Origin of the sequence: Martinezella rhizogenes, from assembly GCF_000799715.1 — a bacterium.
Classification (GTDB): Bacteria; Pseudomonadota; Alphaproteobacteria; order Rhizobiales; family Rhizobiaceae; genus Rhizobium; species Rhizobium rhizogenes_C.
Genome location: NZ_JUHG01000014.1, coordinates 144,161 through 157,950 on the forward strand (window position 1 = coordinate 144,161; position 13,790 = coordinate 157,950).

The 13,790-nt window shown below is 60.7% G+C and carries 14 protein-coding genes; 11 read left to right on the forward strand and 3 right to left on the reverse strand.

Annotated features, from left to right (window positions below; all coding sequences use genetic code 11):
- The first annotated feature begins 161 nt into the window (after positions 1–161).
- From EX00_RS18175 to EX00_RS18200, 6 genes are all read left to right on the forward strand, one after another.
- Positions 162–482: a hypothetical protein gene (locus EX00_RS18175; RefSeq protein WP_234709051.1), complete on the forward strand. Its 321-nt coding sequence runs from the start codon at positions 162–164 to the stop codon at positions 480–482.
- 194 nt (positions 483–676) lie between these two features.
- A complete protein-coding gene (locus EX00_RS18180; RefSeq protein WP_047460832.1) occupies positions 677–1,837 on the forward strand; it encodes a Gfo/Idh/MocA family protein in 1,161 nt (386 codons plus the stop codon).
- A 13-nt stretch (positions 1,838–1,850) separates the two neighbouring features.
- Positions 1,851–2,735: a carbohydrate ABC transporter permease gene (locus tag EX00_RS18185; protein ID WP_047460834.1), complete on the forward strand. Its 885-nt coding sequence runs from the start codon at positions 1,851–1,853 to the stop codon at positions 2,733–2,735.
- Entirely contained in the window at positions 2,732–3,589 is an 858-nt protein-coding gene (locus tag EX00_RS18190) for a carbohydrate ABC transporter permease (RefSeq protein WP_047460836.1), read from the forward strand. The genes EX00_RS18185 and EX00_RS18190 overlap by 4 nt, the downstream gene beginning before the upstream one ends.
- A 37-nt stretch (positions 3,590–3,626) precedes the next feature.
- Positions 3,627–4,856, forward strand: coding sequence for an ABC transporter substrate-binding protein (locus EX00_RS18195; RefSeq protein WP_047460838.1), 1,230 nt, complete (start codon positions 3,627–3,629; stop codon positions 4,854–4,856).
- Positions 4,857–4,942: 86 nt separating this feature from the next.
- On the forward strand, positions 4,943–6,082 hold the full coding sequence (locus tag EX00_RS18200) for an ABC transporter ATP-binding protein (protein WP_047460840.1): 1,140 nt from the start codon (positions 4,943–4,945) through the stop codon (positions 6,080–6,082).
- Positions 6,083–6,087: 5 nt separating this feature from the next.
- Here the strand turns inward: EX00_RS18200 and EX00_RS18205 are convergent, their stop codons facing one another.
- From EX00_RS18205 to EX00_RS18215, 3 genes are read right to left on the reverse strand one after another with little or no spacing between them, the layout of a single operon-like run.
- Positions 6,088–7,191, reverse strand: a complete 1,104-nt coding sequence (locus EX00_RS18205; RefSeq protein ID WP_047460842.1) for a D-TA family PLP-dependent enzyme — start codon at positions 7,189–7,191, stop codon at positions 6,088–6,090.
- Between the two features lies 1 nt (position 7,192).
- On the reverse strand, positions 7,193–8,668 hold the full coding sequence (locus EX00_RS18210; protein ID WP_047460844.1) for a M81 family metallopeptidase: 1,476 nt from the start codon (positions 8,666–8,668) through the stop codon (positions 7,193–7,195).
- A 19-nt stretch (positions 8,669–8,687) separates the two neighbouring features.
- Entirely contained in the window at positions 8,688–9,173 is a 486-nt protein-coding gene (locus EX00_RS18215; RefSeq protein WP_047460846.1) for a hypothetical protein, read from the reverse strand.
- Positions 9,174–9,284: 111 nt separating this feature from the next.
- Between EX00_RS18215 and EX00_RS18220 the strand changes: the two genes are divergently transcribed.
- The 5 genes from EX00_RS18220 to EX00_RS18240 all read left to right on the forward strand — a co-directional run bounded on the left by EX00_RS18220 (position 9,285) and on the right by EX00_RS18240 (position 13,760).
- A complete protein-coding gene (locus EX00_RS18220; RefSeq protein WP_047460848.1) occupies positions 9,285–9,674 on the forward strand; it encodes a RidA family protein in 390 nt (129 codons plus the stop codon).
- A gap of 26 nt (positions 9,675–9,700) precedes the next feature.
- Positions 9,701–10,564 carry a MurR/RpiR family transcriptional regulator gene (locus EX00_RS18225; protein WP_047460851.1) on the forward strand — a complete coding sequence of 288 codons (864 nt, stop codon included), beginning with the start codon at positions 9,701–9,703 and terminating at the stop codon, positions 10,562–10,564.
- A gap of 24 nt (positions 10,565–10,588) precedes the next feature.
- Entirely contained in the window at positions 10,589–11,365 is a 777-nt protein-coding gene (locus EX00_RS18230; RefSeq protein WP_047460853.1) for an SDR family oxidoreductase, read from the forward strand.
- Positions 11,366–11,392: 27 nt separating this feature from the next.
- Positions 11,393–13,312 (forward strand): beta-N-acetylhexosaminidase, encoded by a 1,920-nt coding sequence (locus tag EX00_RS18235; RefSeq protein WP_047460856.1) that lies wholly within the window; start codon positions 11,393–11,395, stop codon positions 13,310–13,312.
- A 133-nt stretch (positions 13,313–13,445) separates the two neighbouring features.
- Entirely contained in the window at positions 13,446–13,760 is a 315-nt protein-coding gene (locus tag EX00_RS18240) for a hypothetical protein (RefSeq protein ID WP_047460858.1), read from the forward strand.
- Positions 13,761–13,790: the final 30 nt, after the last annotated feature.

The following is a 13,790-nucleotide window of genomic DNA, read 5'->3' on the forward strand; positions in this document are numbered from 1 at the left end:
CGTACCGTGAACAGCCCATCGTTCACATATGTGTTCCCGAGGCTGATTTCTCCGGGCCACCTGTTGGCGCACAGCGCGCCGGACATTATATCATATCCGGGCTAGGCGACGCGGCCCTCGTCGCGCATGCAGAAGGATTGTAAGACGTCATGTGGACCGGAGTGAAAATTGTCATTGCTGCCTTGCTCCTTGCAAGCATCGTGCCGGCTGCGAGCTTCGCTGACAATCCGCTGCTTCCCAAGCCCCACGTCCGCCCCGTCTATCCCTATAAGAACCTGCCCGGGGTGACCGCGCCGAAAATGGCTGAGGATGAGAAATTCCAATGCCGCACGACCACTGTGCATTATCGCGGCTTTCACGACGGTATCTTCTGGCGCGGCCTGCCGCGCCTCGGTTATGTCTGCGAGCAAAACGGCGTCATCTCCGAGAGCACCAGCAAGCCCAACTATCAATATTGGCAGTATAACGGGCCGAACAGATAATCTCTTCGTCTTGCCAAAATAATCGGCAGAAGCACCAAATCTGACGCAATTGCCCGCCTACCGTCTGCGCAGGTTTATGCGTCAATCTGAAAATAAATTTCACCTTTTCCAGTATTTTACCGAAGCTCGTTGACGAATGCGAAAATTTGTCTCAAGCTGACGAAAATAAATTACGTCGTGGGAACGATACGAGTATGCGAGTGGGAATTATCGGACTCGGATTCCGTCTGGGATATCTGGGTTATGTTTTCAAGGCGATCGACGAAAACTTCGAGATCGCGGGTTATGTCGATCCGGCGCCGGCCGGCCTGCCTGGCTTGCTCGAACAGGGCATTTCGGCCGGCAAGGCCTATGCCACTCCCCAGGAGCTGATTGCCAACGAAAAGCTCGATTTGTTGATGATCGGCTCGCCGAACCACATGCATCTCGATCACATTCGCATCGGTCTTGAAGCCGGGCTGAAGATTTTCTCCGAGAAGCCGGTCGTTACCACCATCGAGCAGAGCATCGAACTTGCCCGTCTGATGGCGAAATTTGGTCACGAGCAGCTCAATGTCGGTCTCGTGCTGCGTTACGCGCCGATGTATCGCGACCTACGGGCCGCGCAGGCGGAAGGCAAGCTCGGCAATATCGTCTCGATCGAGGCATCCGAGCATATCGAGCCCTATCACGGCGCCTTCTTCATGCGCGACTGGCGCCGCTACGAGCATTATTCCGGCAGTTTCATGCTGGAAAAATGTTGCCATGACCTCGACCTCTACAATGGCGTGGTCGGAGCGCGGCCGGAGCGTGTCGCCAGTTTCGGCGGACGAAAGAGCTTCATCCCGGAAAACGATCCCGCCAGGGAAGGGATCAACGATCTGGAACTATTCCATCGCAAGCCGAGCGGCTGGATGGGGTCGGACAAGGTCTTCGACAGCGACGGCGACATCATCGATTACCAGGTGGCGATCGTCGAATACGCCAACGGCGTCGGCATGAATTTCCATACCAATATCAACGTGCCCGACCAGTTTCGCCGTTTCGCCATCATGGGTTCGCGCGGCATGGCCGAGGGTGATTTCATCCGCGGTTATTTCAATGTCCACGAAATGCTCACCGGCAACAAGGTGATCGAGAAGACATACGCGACACGGACGACACTGTCCCAGCATTATGGCGCCGACGAACAGATGGCCGCCGACATCATTGCGCATGTGAGGTCTGGCCTGCACCTGCCGGTCTCGACCCTGAACGCGCTGGAGGCCGGCATTCTGGCACTGTCCATGGACGAGGCGCGCATGAAGAAGACGGTCGTGGACCTGCGCCCGATCTGGGACAGGTTCGACGAAGCGCTGCATTCTCGAGCCGCATAGAGAGGGGCGCAAGATGGGTGTTCAACGCAGCACGGTCATCTTCGCCTGGATACTGCTTCTTCCGGCTGTCCTCTACGTTCTCGTCATCGTCGCCTACCCGCTGGTCGACACTGTCATCCTGTCCTTCACCGACGCATCGCTGAAGAAGCTGACGAACTGGGTCGGCTTTGAAAATTATGCGAAGATCTTCAACGAAACCTTCGCCTCGGTGATCGTCCGGACCTTCATCTGGACCTTCTTTTCCGTGTCAATCAAGATGATCATCGGCACTTGCGGCGCGATGCTGCTGAACGCGGCGGTCCCTGGCCGTGCTTTGTTTCGGGTGCTCACCATGCCGCCCTGGGTCGTGCCGATGGCTATTGGCATCTTCATGTGGGGCTGGATGTATAACGGCCAGTTCGGCATGATTTCCGGCCTGCTGCAGCGCTTTGGCCTCGTCGATAACCCGGTTGCCTTTCTGGCCTATGGCAGCACCGCCTTCTGGGCGACAATCATCACGGACGTCTGGATCGGCGTGCCCATGGTGACGCTGTATATGCTGGCGGCCATGCAGGCGATCCCGCAGGATCTTCATGAAGCCGCCTGGACGGATGGCGCCGGCCGCTTCTATCGTCTCCGCCGTATCACGTTGCCGCTCATGGTGCCCTCGATGGTCACCATGTCGATGCTGTCCCTGATCTCGACGTTCAACTCCTTCGACATCATCTGGATCTTGACGCGCGGCGGCCCGAATGGCGAGACGACGACGATGATCATCGACACCTATCGCACGGCGATCGGGTCGTACAAATATGGGGAAGGTGCTGCCCGTGCGGTGCTGATCTGCATCTTCCTGTCGCTGTTCTGTCTCGCCTATTTCCGCCTGACCAGCCGCTTTTCAGCAGGAGCCAAGCGATGAGCCAGCCGATGATGATCAATCGTTACAGATGGTATGAGCTCATCGGCATCTATGCCGGTATCCTGCTGTTCCTCACCTTCGTTCTGGCGCCCTTCGTCGAAGGCTTCCTGGTTTCGCTAAAGCCGCTCAGCCAGCTTTTTTCGTCACCTTACCGTTTCATTCCCGAAAACGGGTCGTTCGAGGCCTATCGGACGATGTGGACCAGCGTGCCGGGCTTCGGCTGGTATATTTTCAACTCTTTCCTGATATCGGGCTCGATCACCATTATCGTGCTGATACTCGCGGTGCCGGCCGCCTATGCCTTCGCCCGTTTCGAGTTCAGGGGCGCGGGCCTGCTGCTCGGCGCTTTTCTTGCGGTCAAAATGTTCTCGGGCGCTGTCCTCCTGATCCCGCTATTTCGGCTTATGCGCTCCTTCGGCGTGCTCAATACCTATTTCGCCATGATCGTGCCGGGCGTGGCCTTCATCATTCCGACCGGAATCTGGCTGCTGCACACCTATATGAGGCGTATCCCCCGGGAACTCGACGAGGCCGCCTATGTCGACGGCGCAAGCCAGCTCTATACGCTGCGTCGCGTCATCCTGCCGATCGCCATGCCGGGCATCGTCGTGGTGGCGATTTCCTCCTTCATTGAGGCCTACGCGCAGCAGTTCATCTATGCGCTGACTTTCAATTCGAAGACCGAATACATGCCGCTGCCGGTTGGGCTGTTCGCCTATTTCGGCCGGCAGGAGGTTGTCTGGAACGAGCTCATGGCTGCAAGCTTTGTCGGCATCGCGCCGGCGCTGGTCGTGATCTTCTTCCTGCAACGTTATCTCGTCAGCGGCCTGACCGCCGGCGCGGTGAAGCAATAAGCTAGACAATAACTACTAGAAAAAGGGGAGCTTAAACGTGACAATCCATATCAAGACAGGGCTGTTCGCCCTCGCTTTGCTCGGCTCCACAGCGCTTGGCGCCGTGACCGCTCAAGCCGCCGACAAGGAGATCAGCTGGATCTATTGCGGCGACAAGATCGACCCGATCCATGAGAAGTACATCAAGGAGTGGGAAGGCAAGAATCCGGGCTGGGCGGTCAAGCCTGAGGTCGTCGGCTGGGAACAGTGCCAGGATAAGGCGACGACGCTTGCCGCGGCTGGCACGCCGGTCGCCATGGCCTATGTCGGTTCGCGCACGCTCAAGCAGTTCGCGGAAAATGATCTTATCGTTCCCATGCCGATGACGGATGCGGAGCAGAAGACCTATTATCCGGGTATTGTCGGCACCGTGACCTTCGATGAACAGCAGTGGGGCGTACCGGTCGCCTTCTCCACCAAGGCGCTCTACTGGAACAAGGACCTCTTCAAGCAGGCCGGTCTCGATCCGGAAAAGCCGCCGACCACCTGGGCTGAGGAAATTGCTGATGCCAAGGTGATCAAGGAGAAGACCGGTATCCCCGGCTACGGTCTGTCGGCGAAAACCTTCGACAATACCATGCACCAGTTCCTGCACTGGGTTTACAGCAACAACGGCAAGGTGATCGACGGCGACAAGATTGTCCTCGACAGCCCGGAAGTGCTGGCCGCTCTTCAGGCCTATAAGGACATCACACCTTACTCTGTCGAAGGTCCTACGGCCTACGAGCAGAACGAAATGCGCGCCATCTTCCTGGATGGCAAGGTCGGCATGCTCCAGGCCGGCTCGGGCGCTGCCTATCGCCTGAAGGACACGAAGATCAACTGGGGTGTGGCGCCGCTGCCGCTTGGGCCTTCGGCCAAGGGTCAGGGCACGCTGCTCATCACCGACAGCCTTGCCGTCTTCAAGGGAAGCGGCGTCGAGGACAAGACGATCGAGTTCGCGAAGTTCATCACCTCTCCCGGCCCGCAGGGCGAGTATGAGCTACAGGGTGGCGCCGGCCTCACGCCGCTGCGTCCGTCTCCGCAGGTCGACGAGTTCCAGAAGAAGGACCCCTTCTGGAAACCGTTCATCGACGGCATCAGCTACGGTGGTCCAGAGCCGCTGTTCAAGGATTACAAGGGCTTCCAGAACGTGATGATCGAGATGGTCCAGTCGGTTGTCACCGGCAAGGCCGAGCCGGCGGATGCCCTGAAGAAGGCAGCTGCTGATCTCGAACAGTATAAGTAAACCTTGCAGTTCGCTGGGCCGCGCGCATCGCGCGCGGCCTTTCGAGCCCTGCCCGCCTTCGTGGCGGCGCCGTGCGGAGACAGAGTTTGGGACAGCTTCACCTTAATCAGGTCAAGAAATTTTACGGTCATTTCGAAGTCATCAAGGGCGTCGAGCTCGATGTGACAGATGGTGAGTTCATCGTTTTCGTCGGTCCGTCCGGCTGCGGCAAGTCGACCCTGCTTCGCATGATCGCCGGTCTTGACGACGTCACCAGTGGCGACATCATGATCAACGGTCAGCGCGTCAACGACCTGCCACCGGTCAAGCGCGGCATCGCCATGGTGTTCCAGTCCTACGCTCTTTATCCGCACATGACGGTGTTTGAGAACATCGCCTTTCCGCTGCGCGTCGAAAAGATGCCGGAAGACAAGCTCAAGGCCCGCGTCGAGCATGCCGCCCGCATCCTGCATCTCGACCAGCGCCTGCAGCAGAAGCCGGGCATGCTGTCGGGTGGCCAGCGCCAGCGCGTCGCCATCGGCCGGGCGATCGTTCGCGAGCCGAAGATTTTCCTGTTTGACGAGCCGCTGTCTAACCTCGATGCGGCGCTACGCGCCGACATGCGCATCGAGCTTGCCAAGCTGCACCGTCAATTGCAAGCAACGATGATCTATGTGACCCATGATCAGGTCGAGGCCATGACCATGGCCGACCGGATCGTCGTCCTCAATGCCGGCGAAATCGCCCAGACCGGCGCGCCGCTGGAACTCTATCATAAGCCGGCAAACAAATTCGTCGCCGGCTTCATCGGCAATCCCAAGATGAACTTCCTGCCCGTCATTTGCACAGGGGTCAGCGAGGCAGGTGTGGAGGTCGATTACAAGGGCCAGACGGCGCTGCTGCCGGTTGCACCGCGCGACGGCGTGGTCGGCAAGGCGCTGACGCTCGGCATACGGCCGGAGCATCTGCATCTCGGCGATGGCGATATAACCTTGACGATCATGCCCACGGTGATCGAGCGCCTGGGCGCGCAGACGGTTGCCTATGCGGCGCTGGAGAAGGACGAGGCTGAGAATTTCTGCGCCATGCTGTCGGGAAGCATCGCCATCCGCGCGGAGGTGCCGCTCAAGACCGGCATCCGCGCCGCCGATTGTCATCTCTTCGATGAAGATGGCATGGCTTTCGAGCGTCGTGTCGAGTTGACCGATATCGATGTGGAATTGTTGAATCCGGCTATGCCGGCTTGATCCTGCTACCAGACCAGCCCACGCGCCGCGACATCCTCGACGCGGGTGACGATGCCATCGCGGTGAAACACCATGGTGTCGAACAGGTTGGACACCACGCAGGTATGGTTGGGAATGATGCGGACCTTGTCGCCGATCTCGGGGCGGGGGCCGGTGCAGTTCGAAAGGTCGATGACCCCATGCTCTTCCGAAAGGCCAGTGATGACGGCCTCGGGATAGCCGATGACGACACCGTGGTCTGAGAAGCCGAGGAGATCCGAAGTCAGCGCCTTTGAGCCGGCATCGATGACGGCGCGATCAGGCGTCGGGCGCGAAACGACGGTTGCGAGGATATGCATGGCGCAATCCTCCTCGCGGCAATGGCCGGCGCGCACCATGGAGCGGTCGTTGTAGATATAGGTCCCGGCACGGTGCTCGGTCGCCGCCGGCACCAGATGCGCGTCGAAAAGGCTCGGCGAGCCGCCATTGCTGACGATGGCGCAGTCGATGCCATCGCGCTTCAAAAGCGAGATGGTCTCGGCCAGAAAGGTCTGAGTATCAGCGGCGCTGTTCGGCTTCGGATAGTTCATCAGCCCGCCGAAGACGAGGCCGGGCTTGCTGGCGATATGTCTTGCCAGAGCTGCGGCAGCCTCCGGCGTTTGCACGCCGCAACGTCCGCCGCCCGTATCGCATTCCACCAGCACGGTCAGTGGCTTGCGCGTGGCAAACCATGCCGAAAGTCCGTCGACGGTGTAGTTGCTGTCGGCCACTACTTTCAGTCCGCCGATCCGGTTGTTCAGCGCTGAGAGGCGAGCAAGCTTTTCAGGCCCGATGATGTTGTAGGTGATGAGGATATCCTCGAAGCCGGCATCCGCGAAGACCTCGGCCTCGGTGATCTTCTGGCAATTGATCCCCTTGGCGCCGGCGGCCACCTGCGCGCTCGCTAGCGCCGGGATCTTGTGGGTCTTGATATGCGGCCGGAAATTCAGCCCATGTTCGTCCATATAGGCCTGCACGCGGGCGATATTGCCCGCCATGCGGTCCTCGTCGATGATCGGTCGCGGCGTCGAAAGGTCCTCGATACGGTCGCCCGGCCTCGGGCTGATCTCCGAGGCTATGTCATGTGCCATATCAGGCAACTCCCTGCTTTGCCGCATGCGGATCGGCAATCATCGGCCAGATGTCTTTTGGCGCGCGGCGATAGGGCGTGCGCGCCGGATTGTTCGGATAAGGCGTTCCGGCCGAGCAGTAAAGGATTTCCGAGGCGATCCTGGAGAAGGAGGCATAAAAATGGTTGGTCGACTTGATCACCAGGATCTTCTTTTGCGTGGGATCGATGCCCATCACCGAGAAAAGCGTGGGATCGAAGCTCTGCGCGCGCGTCGAATTGAGGATGATGTCGATGCCGTTAAGTTCGATATGCGCCGCGTCGCCGAAGGGCGCGAAGCTTTCGCCGAAGCGCATTTCGGCATTGGCCACGAGCCGCACGATCTTGACGATGCCGTCGATGGGATGGCCGGTGCCCGGTGCCGATTTCGCGCCAAACCGCAGCGGGATCTCCGCGCCTTCGCCGGCGGCCATGCAGATCTGCACCGCCATCGGGTCCCAGATCGTGCCGATCGCCGTGTCGCGGGCTCCTTGGTCGAGCAGTTCCTGAAGGATGACGGTGGCATCGCCCGCGGTGCCGCCGCCGGGATTGTCCCAGAGATCGGCGATGACGACCGGCCAGGAAGTGGCGGCCATGGCCTCGGCCACCGCCTGCTTCTCGTCGATCTGTGGCATGATGAAAGTGCCGCGCTTTGCAAAGAGTTCGAGGCCGAGGTCGCGGGCGAGAGCAGATCCCTTATCCGGCTTACTATCGGTGATGACCAGCAGCTTCGTGCCCATTTCCGGCACGTCGCCGGCCATGAAGCCATGGATGACGGAGATTGACAGGATATCCTTGTCGGCCTCTTCCATGGCCATGATCTTGTCGACGAAGGAGCGCATCGGCTCGCGCGAGGTCGGGAAGACGTCGATCATCCGACAATCAAAGACGGACATGACCGGCTTTACGCGGCCCTCCAGCGTGTCGACGGCGATGCGCCAGAGATCCTCGGCGCGGTCGACGAAATCCGTATGCGGGAATTCCTTGAAGTAAACGAAGAAATCGACGGCCGTGAGGCGTTTTTTCGTCAGGTGGCTATGCGGGTCGAGTTCGGCGCAGACCAGGATATCCGGCCCGACGATTTCACGGACGCGCGTGAGGAAATCACCCTCGGTATCCTCATAGCCATCGGCGACCATGGCGCCATGCAGGCCCAGCACAACGCCATCGACCGGCATGGCGGCGCGCAGCTGGCCGAGGATTTCGTCGCGGAGGTCCTCATAGGTTCGGCGGTTTAGGAGGCCGGCTGGGTCGGCCCAGACGGCAGTACCCTCGATCAGCTCCCAGCCTTTTTCAGCGGTGACCTTGCGTCCGACCGTGATCGGCGCCGAACAAAGCGTCGGTGTTTCCGGATGCGTGCCCGGCGGCGCATAGAGCGAGGCCTCGAAGGCGCGCCGGTCGACGCAGATCGGAGAAAAGGTGTTCGTTTCGGTCGCGAGCACCGCAGTAAAAATGCGCAACGCTGTCGCCTCTATTCCATCAGTCCATCGGATTCGGCAGGTAACCGGTAAAGCCCGAAATCTTCCAGCGGCCCTCATGCCGGCGGCAGTAATAGAGCGTCTGCCATTTGAGCAGGTCGACGCCACCATCGGCCTTCTTCAGGCTGCCGTCGAATTTCTTGCGCACCAGTGCCGTCTCGCCTTCGATCTCTATGTCTTCCAGCGTCGTGGTGGTGAAAATAGCGGTGCGGGGGTCCTCGGCGAAGGATTGGCTCGCAAAGTCCTGCGCCTGGCGCAGCCATTCGTCGCGATAGGCGGTAAGCGTCGGAAAGGCGAGGCGCCATTTGTCCGGGCTGACCTCGCGGCGGCCGTCTATGCCGATAAAGCCCTCCTCGACGAAATCATGCGCCACCAGCGACCAATCCGCGGCGATAAAAGCATCGATATCGCGCGGCACGAGCATCTCCCAGATTGCATGGCGGGCAGCATCGTCGGCAGGGAAAGGATTTTTGAAAGGATCGCGCATTGGACCAGCCGTATTTAAATTCTTTTCATAAATTACGATTTTCACTGGCCAAATTCTGCTTTCTATGGTCACTTGTCAACGTATCAAGAAAATAATTTGCAGGAATGGAAAATGCCCATCAAGCGTTATGGCTCCGGCCAGACGGGTGCCGGTGGTAAGCCGTTGCCTTTCGCGCGTGCTGTCGAGGCCAATGGCTGGTTGCATGTCTCGGGCCAGGTCGCCATGGAAAATGGCGAGATCATCGACGGCGGCATCGTCGCTCAGACCCACAAGACGATCGGCAATGTCATCGCCATTCTCCAGGAGGCCGGCTACGGCCTGGAGCATGTCGTCCGCGTCGGCGTCTGGCTGGACGATCCGCGCGATTTCTGGAGCTTCAACAAGATCTATCAGGATTATTTCGGGGCTCATCCGCCGGCGCGCGCCTGCGTGCAGGCGTCGATGATGGTCGATTGCAAGGTGGAGATCGACTGCGTCGCCTATAAGACGCCGGACGCTTAAGAGACGCCACGACAGGGGAGGGGCCGATGGATATTTTCACGACCATGCAGGAGGAGAGGGCGCGGCTTTCGCAATCGGAAAACCGCATTGCCGATATCGTCCTCAACGACTTCGAATTCGCGGTCAACGCCTCCATCATCGAGCTTGCCGGCAAGGCCGATGTCTCGCCGCCGACCGTTACCCGCTTTTGCCGCCGGCTCGGCTGCGACAGCTTTTCCGATTTCAAGGTGCAGCTCGCCCGTACCGCCTATGTCGGCATGCGCTATATCAGGCCCGAGCCGAAGAGCATCGCGCCGGCGGACGTTGCCCAGGACATCATCACCAAGGCACAGAATGCCCTGTTCCTGCTGCATCGCGGGCTGGATATCCCGGCCATCGAGCAGGCGGCGAACCGTCTTGCCGGCGCGGAGATGATCTATGCCTTCGGGTCCGGCGGCAATTCCTCGATGATCGCCAGTGAGTTGCAGAACCGACTCTTTCGCCTCGGCCTTCGCGTCACCGCCAGCTCCGATCACAGCATGCAGCTGATGATGACGGCCGCCGCCAAGCCGACGGATGTGCTGATTGGCTCGTCCTTCTCCGGCCGCAATGCCGAGCTGGTGCGCGCCTTCACCCTGGCCCGGGAAGTGAAGGTGCCGACGATCGCGCTGACGCAGAGTAACAGCCCGGTGGCGCTCGCGGCTGACATCACCGTGCCGATCGACCTGCCCGAAGGCGACAATATCTATCGGCCGACGTCGACGCGCATCGCCTATCTCGCAGTCGTGGACATTCTCGCAAGCCTGGTCGCCTACCGCATCCAGCCGCAGGCGACGGTGACCTTGCGCCGCATCAAGCAGCAGCTTGTTGCCCATCGGGACGGCGACGACCGCCAGCTTCTCGGCGACTAGACCCTATTAAAGAGGAAGAGCCACATGAGCAGATCCGTCGCCATCGTCACCGGAGCCGCCGGCGATATCGGCCGGGCCATCGCCCGGCGCCTGGCGGATGACCACGATATCGTCCTGCTTGTCGATATCGACGCTTCCGCCGCTGAAGCGGCCGCGCGTGAGCTTGGGCCAGTGGAACGCTTTGTCGCGCTGAAGGTCGACGTTACCAGCGAGACCGATACCGCCAACATGGCGAAGGTGGCGGCCGGGCTGGGCGTCGTCAGGACGCTGGTCAACAATGCGGGTGCGGCGCGCGCCGTCAGCCTGCACGATACGACGCCGGAAATCTGGCGCGCCGACAATGCGCTTAATCTCGAAGCGGCTTTCCTCTGCTTCCGCGCCGTCGAGGACATGCTGAAGGCGTCGAAGGGATCGTTGATCAACATCGCCTCGGTCAACGGAATGGCCGTGTTCGGCCACCCCGCCTATAGCGCCGCCAAGGCCGGGCTTCTGCACTTCACCCGGCTGGTCGCGGTCGAATACGGCAAGTTCGGAATTCGCGCCAATGCGGTGGCGCCTGGCACGGTACGGACGCAGGCCTGGGAGGCGCGCGCCAGCGCCAATCCGAATGTCTTCGAGGAGGCGCGCCGCTGGTATCCGCTGCAGCGTGTCGTCGATCCCGCCGATGTCGCCAATGCCGTCGGTTTCCTGGCAAGTCCGCTCGCTGCGTCCATCACCGGCGTCTGCCTGCCGGTCGATTGCGGCCTGACGGCGGGGCAGGCGGAGCTTGCCCACACATTCTCACAGTCCGACCATTATTGAACGCTCGTTGTTATAAAGGGAACAGACATGCAGCCAGCTTCCTATCATCTTGAACACACCTGGTCTCCCGAAGGCGGTCCGAACGGCCGCCTGACCTTTACGCTGATCAATCTGTCGGATGCGCCGCTTACCGGTTTCAGCCTCGTCTATACCTCGCTGACGCGCGTCATCGACACCAAGGCGTGCGACAATGCCGTCTTCCTGCGCCGCAACGCCAATTTCCATGAATTCGCCCCGCCCGCCGGCCTGTCCGTGGCGCCCGGCGATAGCTGGACCTTCACCGTCAGCGGTTTGCATCGCGTCGCGAAACATTGCACGGATGGCGCCAAGTCCGCCTATCTGACGCTTGCCGACGGCAGCCATGTCGACATCTCCATCAGCGACCTCCTGCTCGAAGGCCGCGTCAGCGAGCCGCCGCCGGTGCTGCTGCCGGAAGGCAAGCTCGACCTGCCCTTCGCCATCCAGCCCTGGCCGGCCGCGATCGACGTCAAGCCGGGCGAAGACTTTCCGGTCGCACTCTACCCCGCCAAGGGAACGGACGGCGTCAGCCTGAAGGCCGTTGCGGCGGCGCAGGCGCTCTTCCAGCGCCTGTTTCCCGTCAATCATACTCCGTTCAGCCTCATCTCCGTGCCACAGGGCAGGCCCCTGCGCTTCGTCGAACAGGCTGCCCTTGCCAAGGAAGCCTATGAGCTCGCTTTCGCGTCCGATGAGATCGTGCTCGCCTATTCCACTGATGCCGGCCGCCTCTATGGCCTGACGACGCTGGCGCAGCTTCTGGATGGTGCACGGCGCGAACCGGGCAAGTTCCGCTTTCCGATCGCCGGCACGATTTCCGACCAGCCGCGTTACGGCTGGCGCGGCTGCCATCTCGATGTCTCGCGCCAATTCAACCCCAAGGAGGATGTGAAGCGGCTGATCGATATCCTCGCCTGGTTGAAGCTCAATATCTTCCATTGGCATTTGACCGACGACGAGGCCTGGCGGCTGGAGATCAAGGCCTATCCGGGGCTGACCACGACCGGCGTACTGCGCGGCCCGGACGAACCCCTGCTGCCGCAGCTTGGCAATGGCGCCGAACCGGTCGGCGGCTTCTATACGCAGGACGACGTCAGGGAGATCGTCGCGCATGCGCTGGCGCTCGGCGTTGAGGTCGTGCCGGAAATCGACATTCCCGGCCATAGCACTGCCACCCTTGCCGCTCTGCTGGATCTGACCGATGGGCAGGAGGCGCCGGAAAGCTATCATTCCGTTCAGGGCTACCCCAACAATGCCCTCAACCCGGCGATAGAGCTGACCTATGAATTTCTCGGCAAGGTCTTCGACGAAATGGTCGAGCTGTTCCCCTCCGAATATCTCCATATCGGCGGTGACGAGGTAGCCAACGGTTCCTGGCTCGCCTCGCCGATGGCGCGCAAGCTGATGGAGCAGGAGGGCATCTCCGGCACCTTCGCGCTGCAATCCTATTTCCTGAAGCGGGTGAAGGCGATGCTGACGACGCGCGGCCGCAAGCTCTCCGGCTGGAACGAGGTCGCCCACGGCGGCGGCGTTGGCACCGAAGGCACGCTGCTGATGGCCTGGGAAAAGCCCGAGGTCGGCATCGAGCTGGCGCGCGAGGGCTATGATGTGGTGATGACGCCCGGCCAGGCCTATTATCTCGACATGGTGCAGGCGGAGGCATGGCAGGAGCCGGGCGCGAGCTGGGCTGGCACCGTGCCGCCGGCGCATACCTATGCCTATGAGGCCGAGGGCGATTTTCCGGATGAGCTGAAGGATCGGTTGAAGGGCGTGCAGGCCTGCATCTGGCAGGAAAACTTCCTGTCGCGCGCCTATTTCAACCGTCTCGTCTTCCCGCGCCTCCCGGCCATCGCCGAAGCCGCCTGGACGCCGAAGGCTGGCAAGGACTGGCAGAGGTTTGCGGCGATCGTGCCGCTCAGCCCGAGCCTGTAGGCTGGCTCTCGAAAGCATGGCGCTGCCTGCGACATTGTGGGCAGCGCGCGGTACTGTCACAAAAATGATATGGGATGCATAATAATAGGGTGCTTCTGATAGCGAAGTCTATGACTGAGAAGAGGAATCCCCCATGAAGAAGATTATGTTGGTCGCGGTATTCGGGCTGTGCGCCTCGAGCGCGATGGCGATATCGCGCTATGACACCCCGTCCATGAGTTGCTCGGCCGTGCACGACAAGATCGCCCAGGAGGGTGAGGTCGTGCTGCAGCATCCCTCCAGCACCGTCAAGAACCTGACGGTCTATGATCGCTATGTGTCGAATTCGGCGGCCTGCGTGGGCCGTGGCGTCCCGACAAAGGCCTCCGTCCCGACCTCAGACGACCCGAGCTGCAAGGTTCAGCTTTGCGCGCCGGCCACGGGCAGGGGACATAACCGCAAGGGCTGAGCTGTGTCCGCCCGTTGTTGGCGCTCGAAA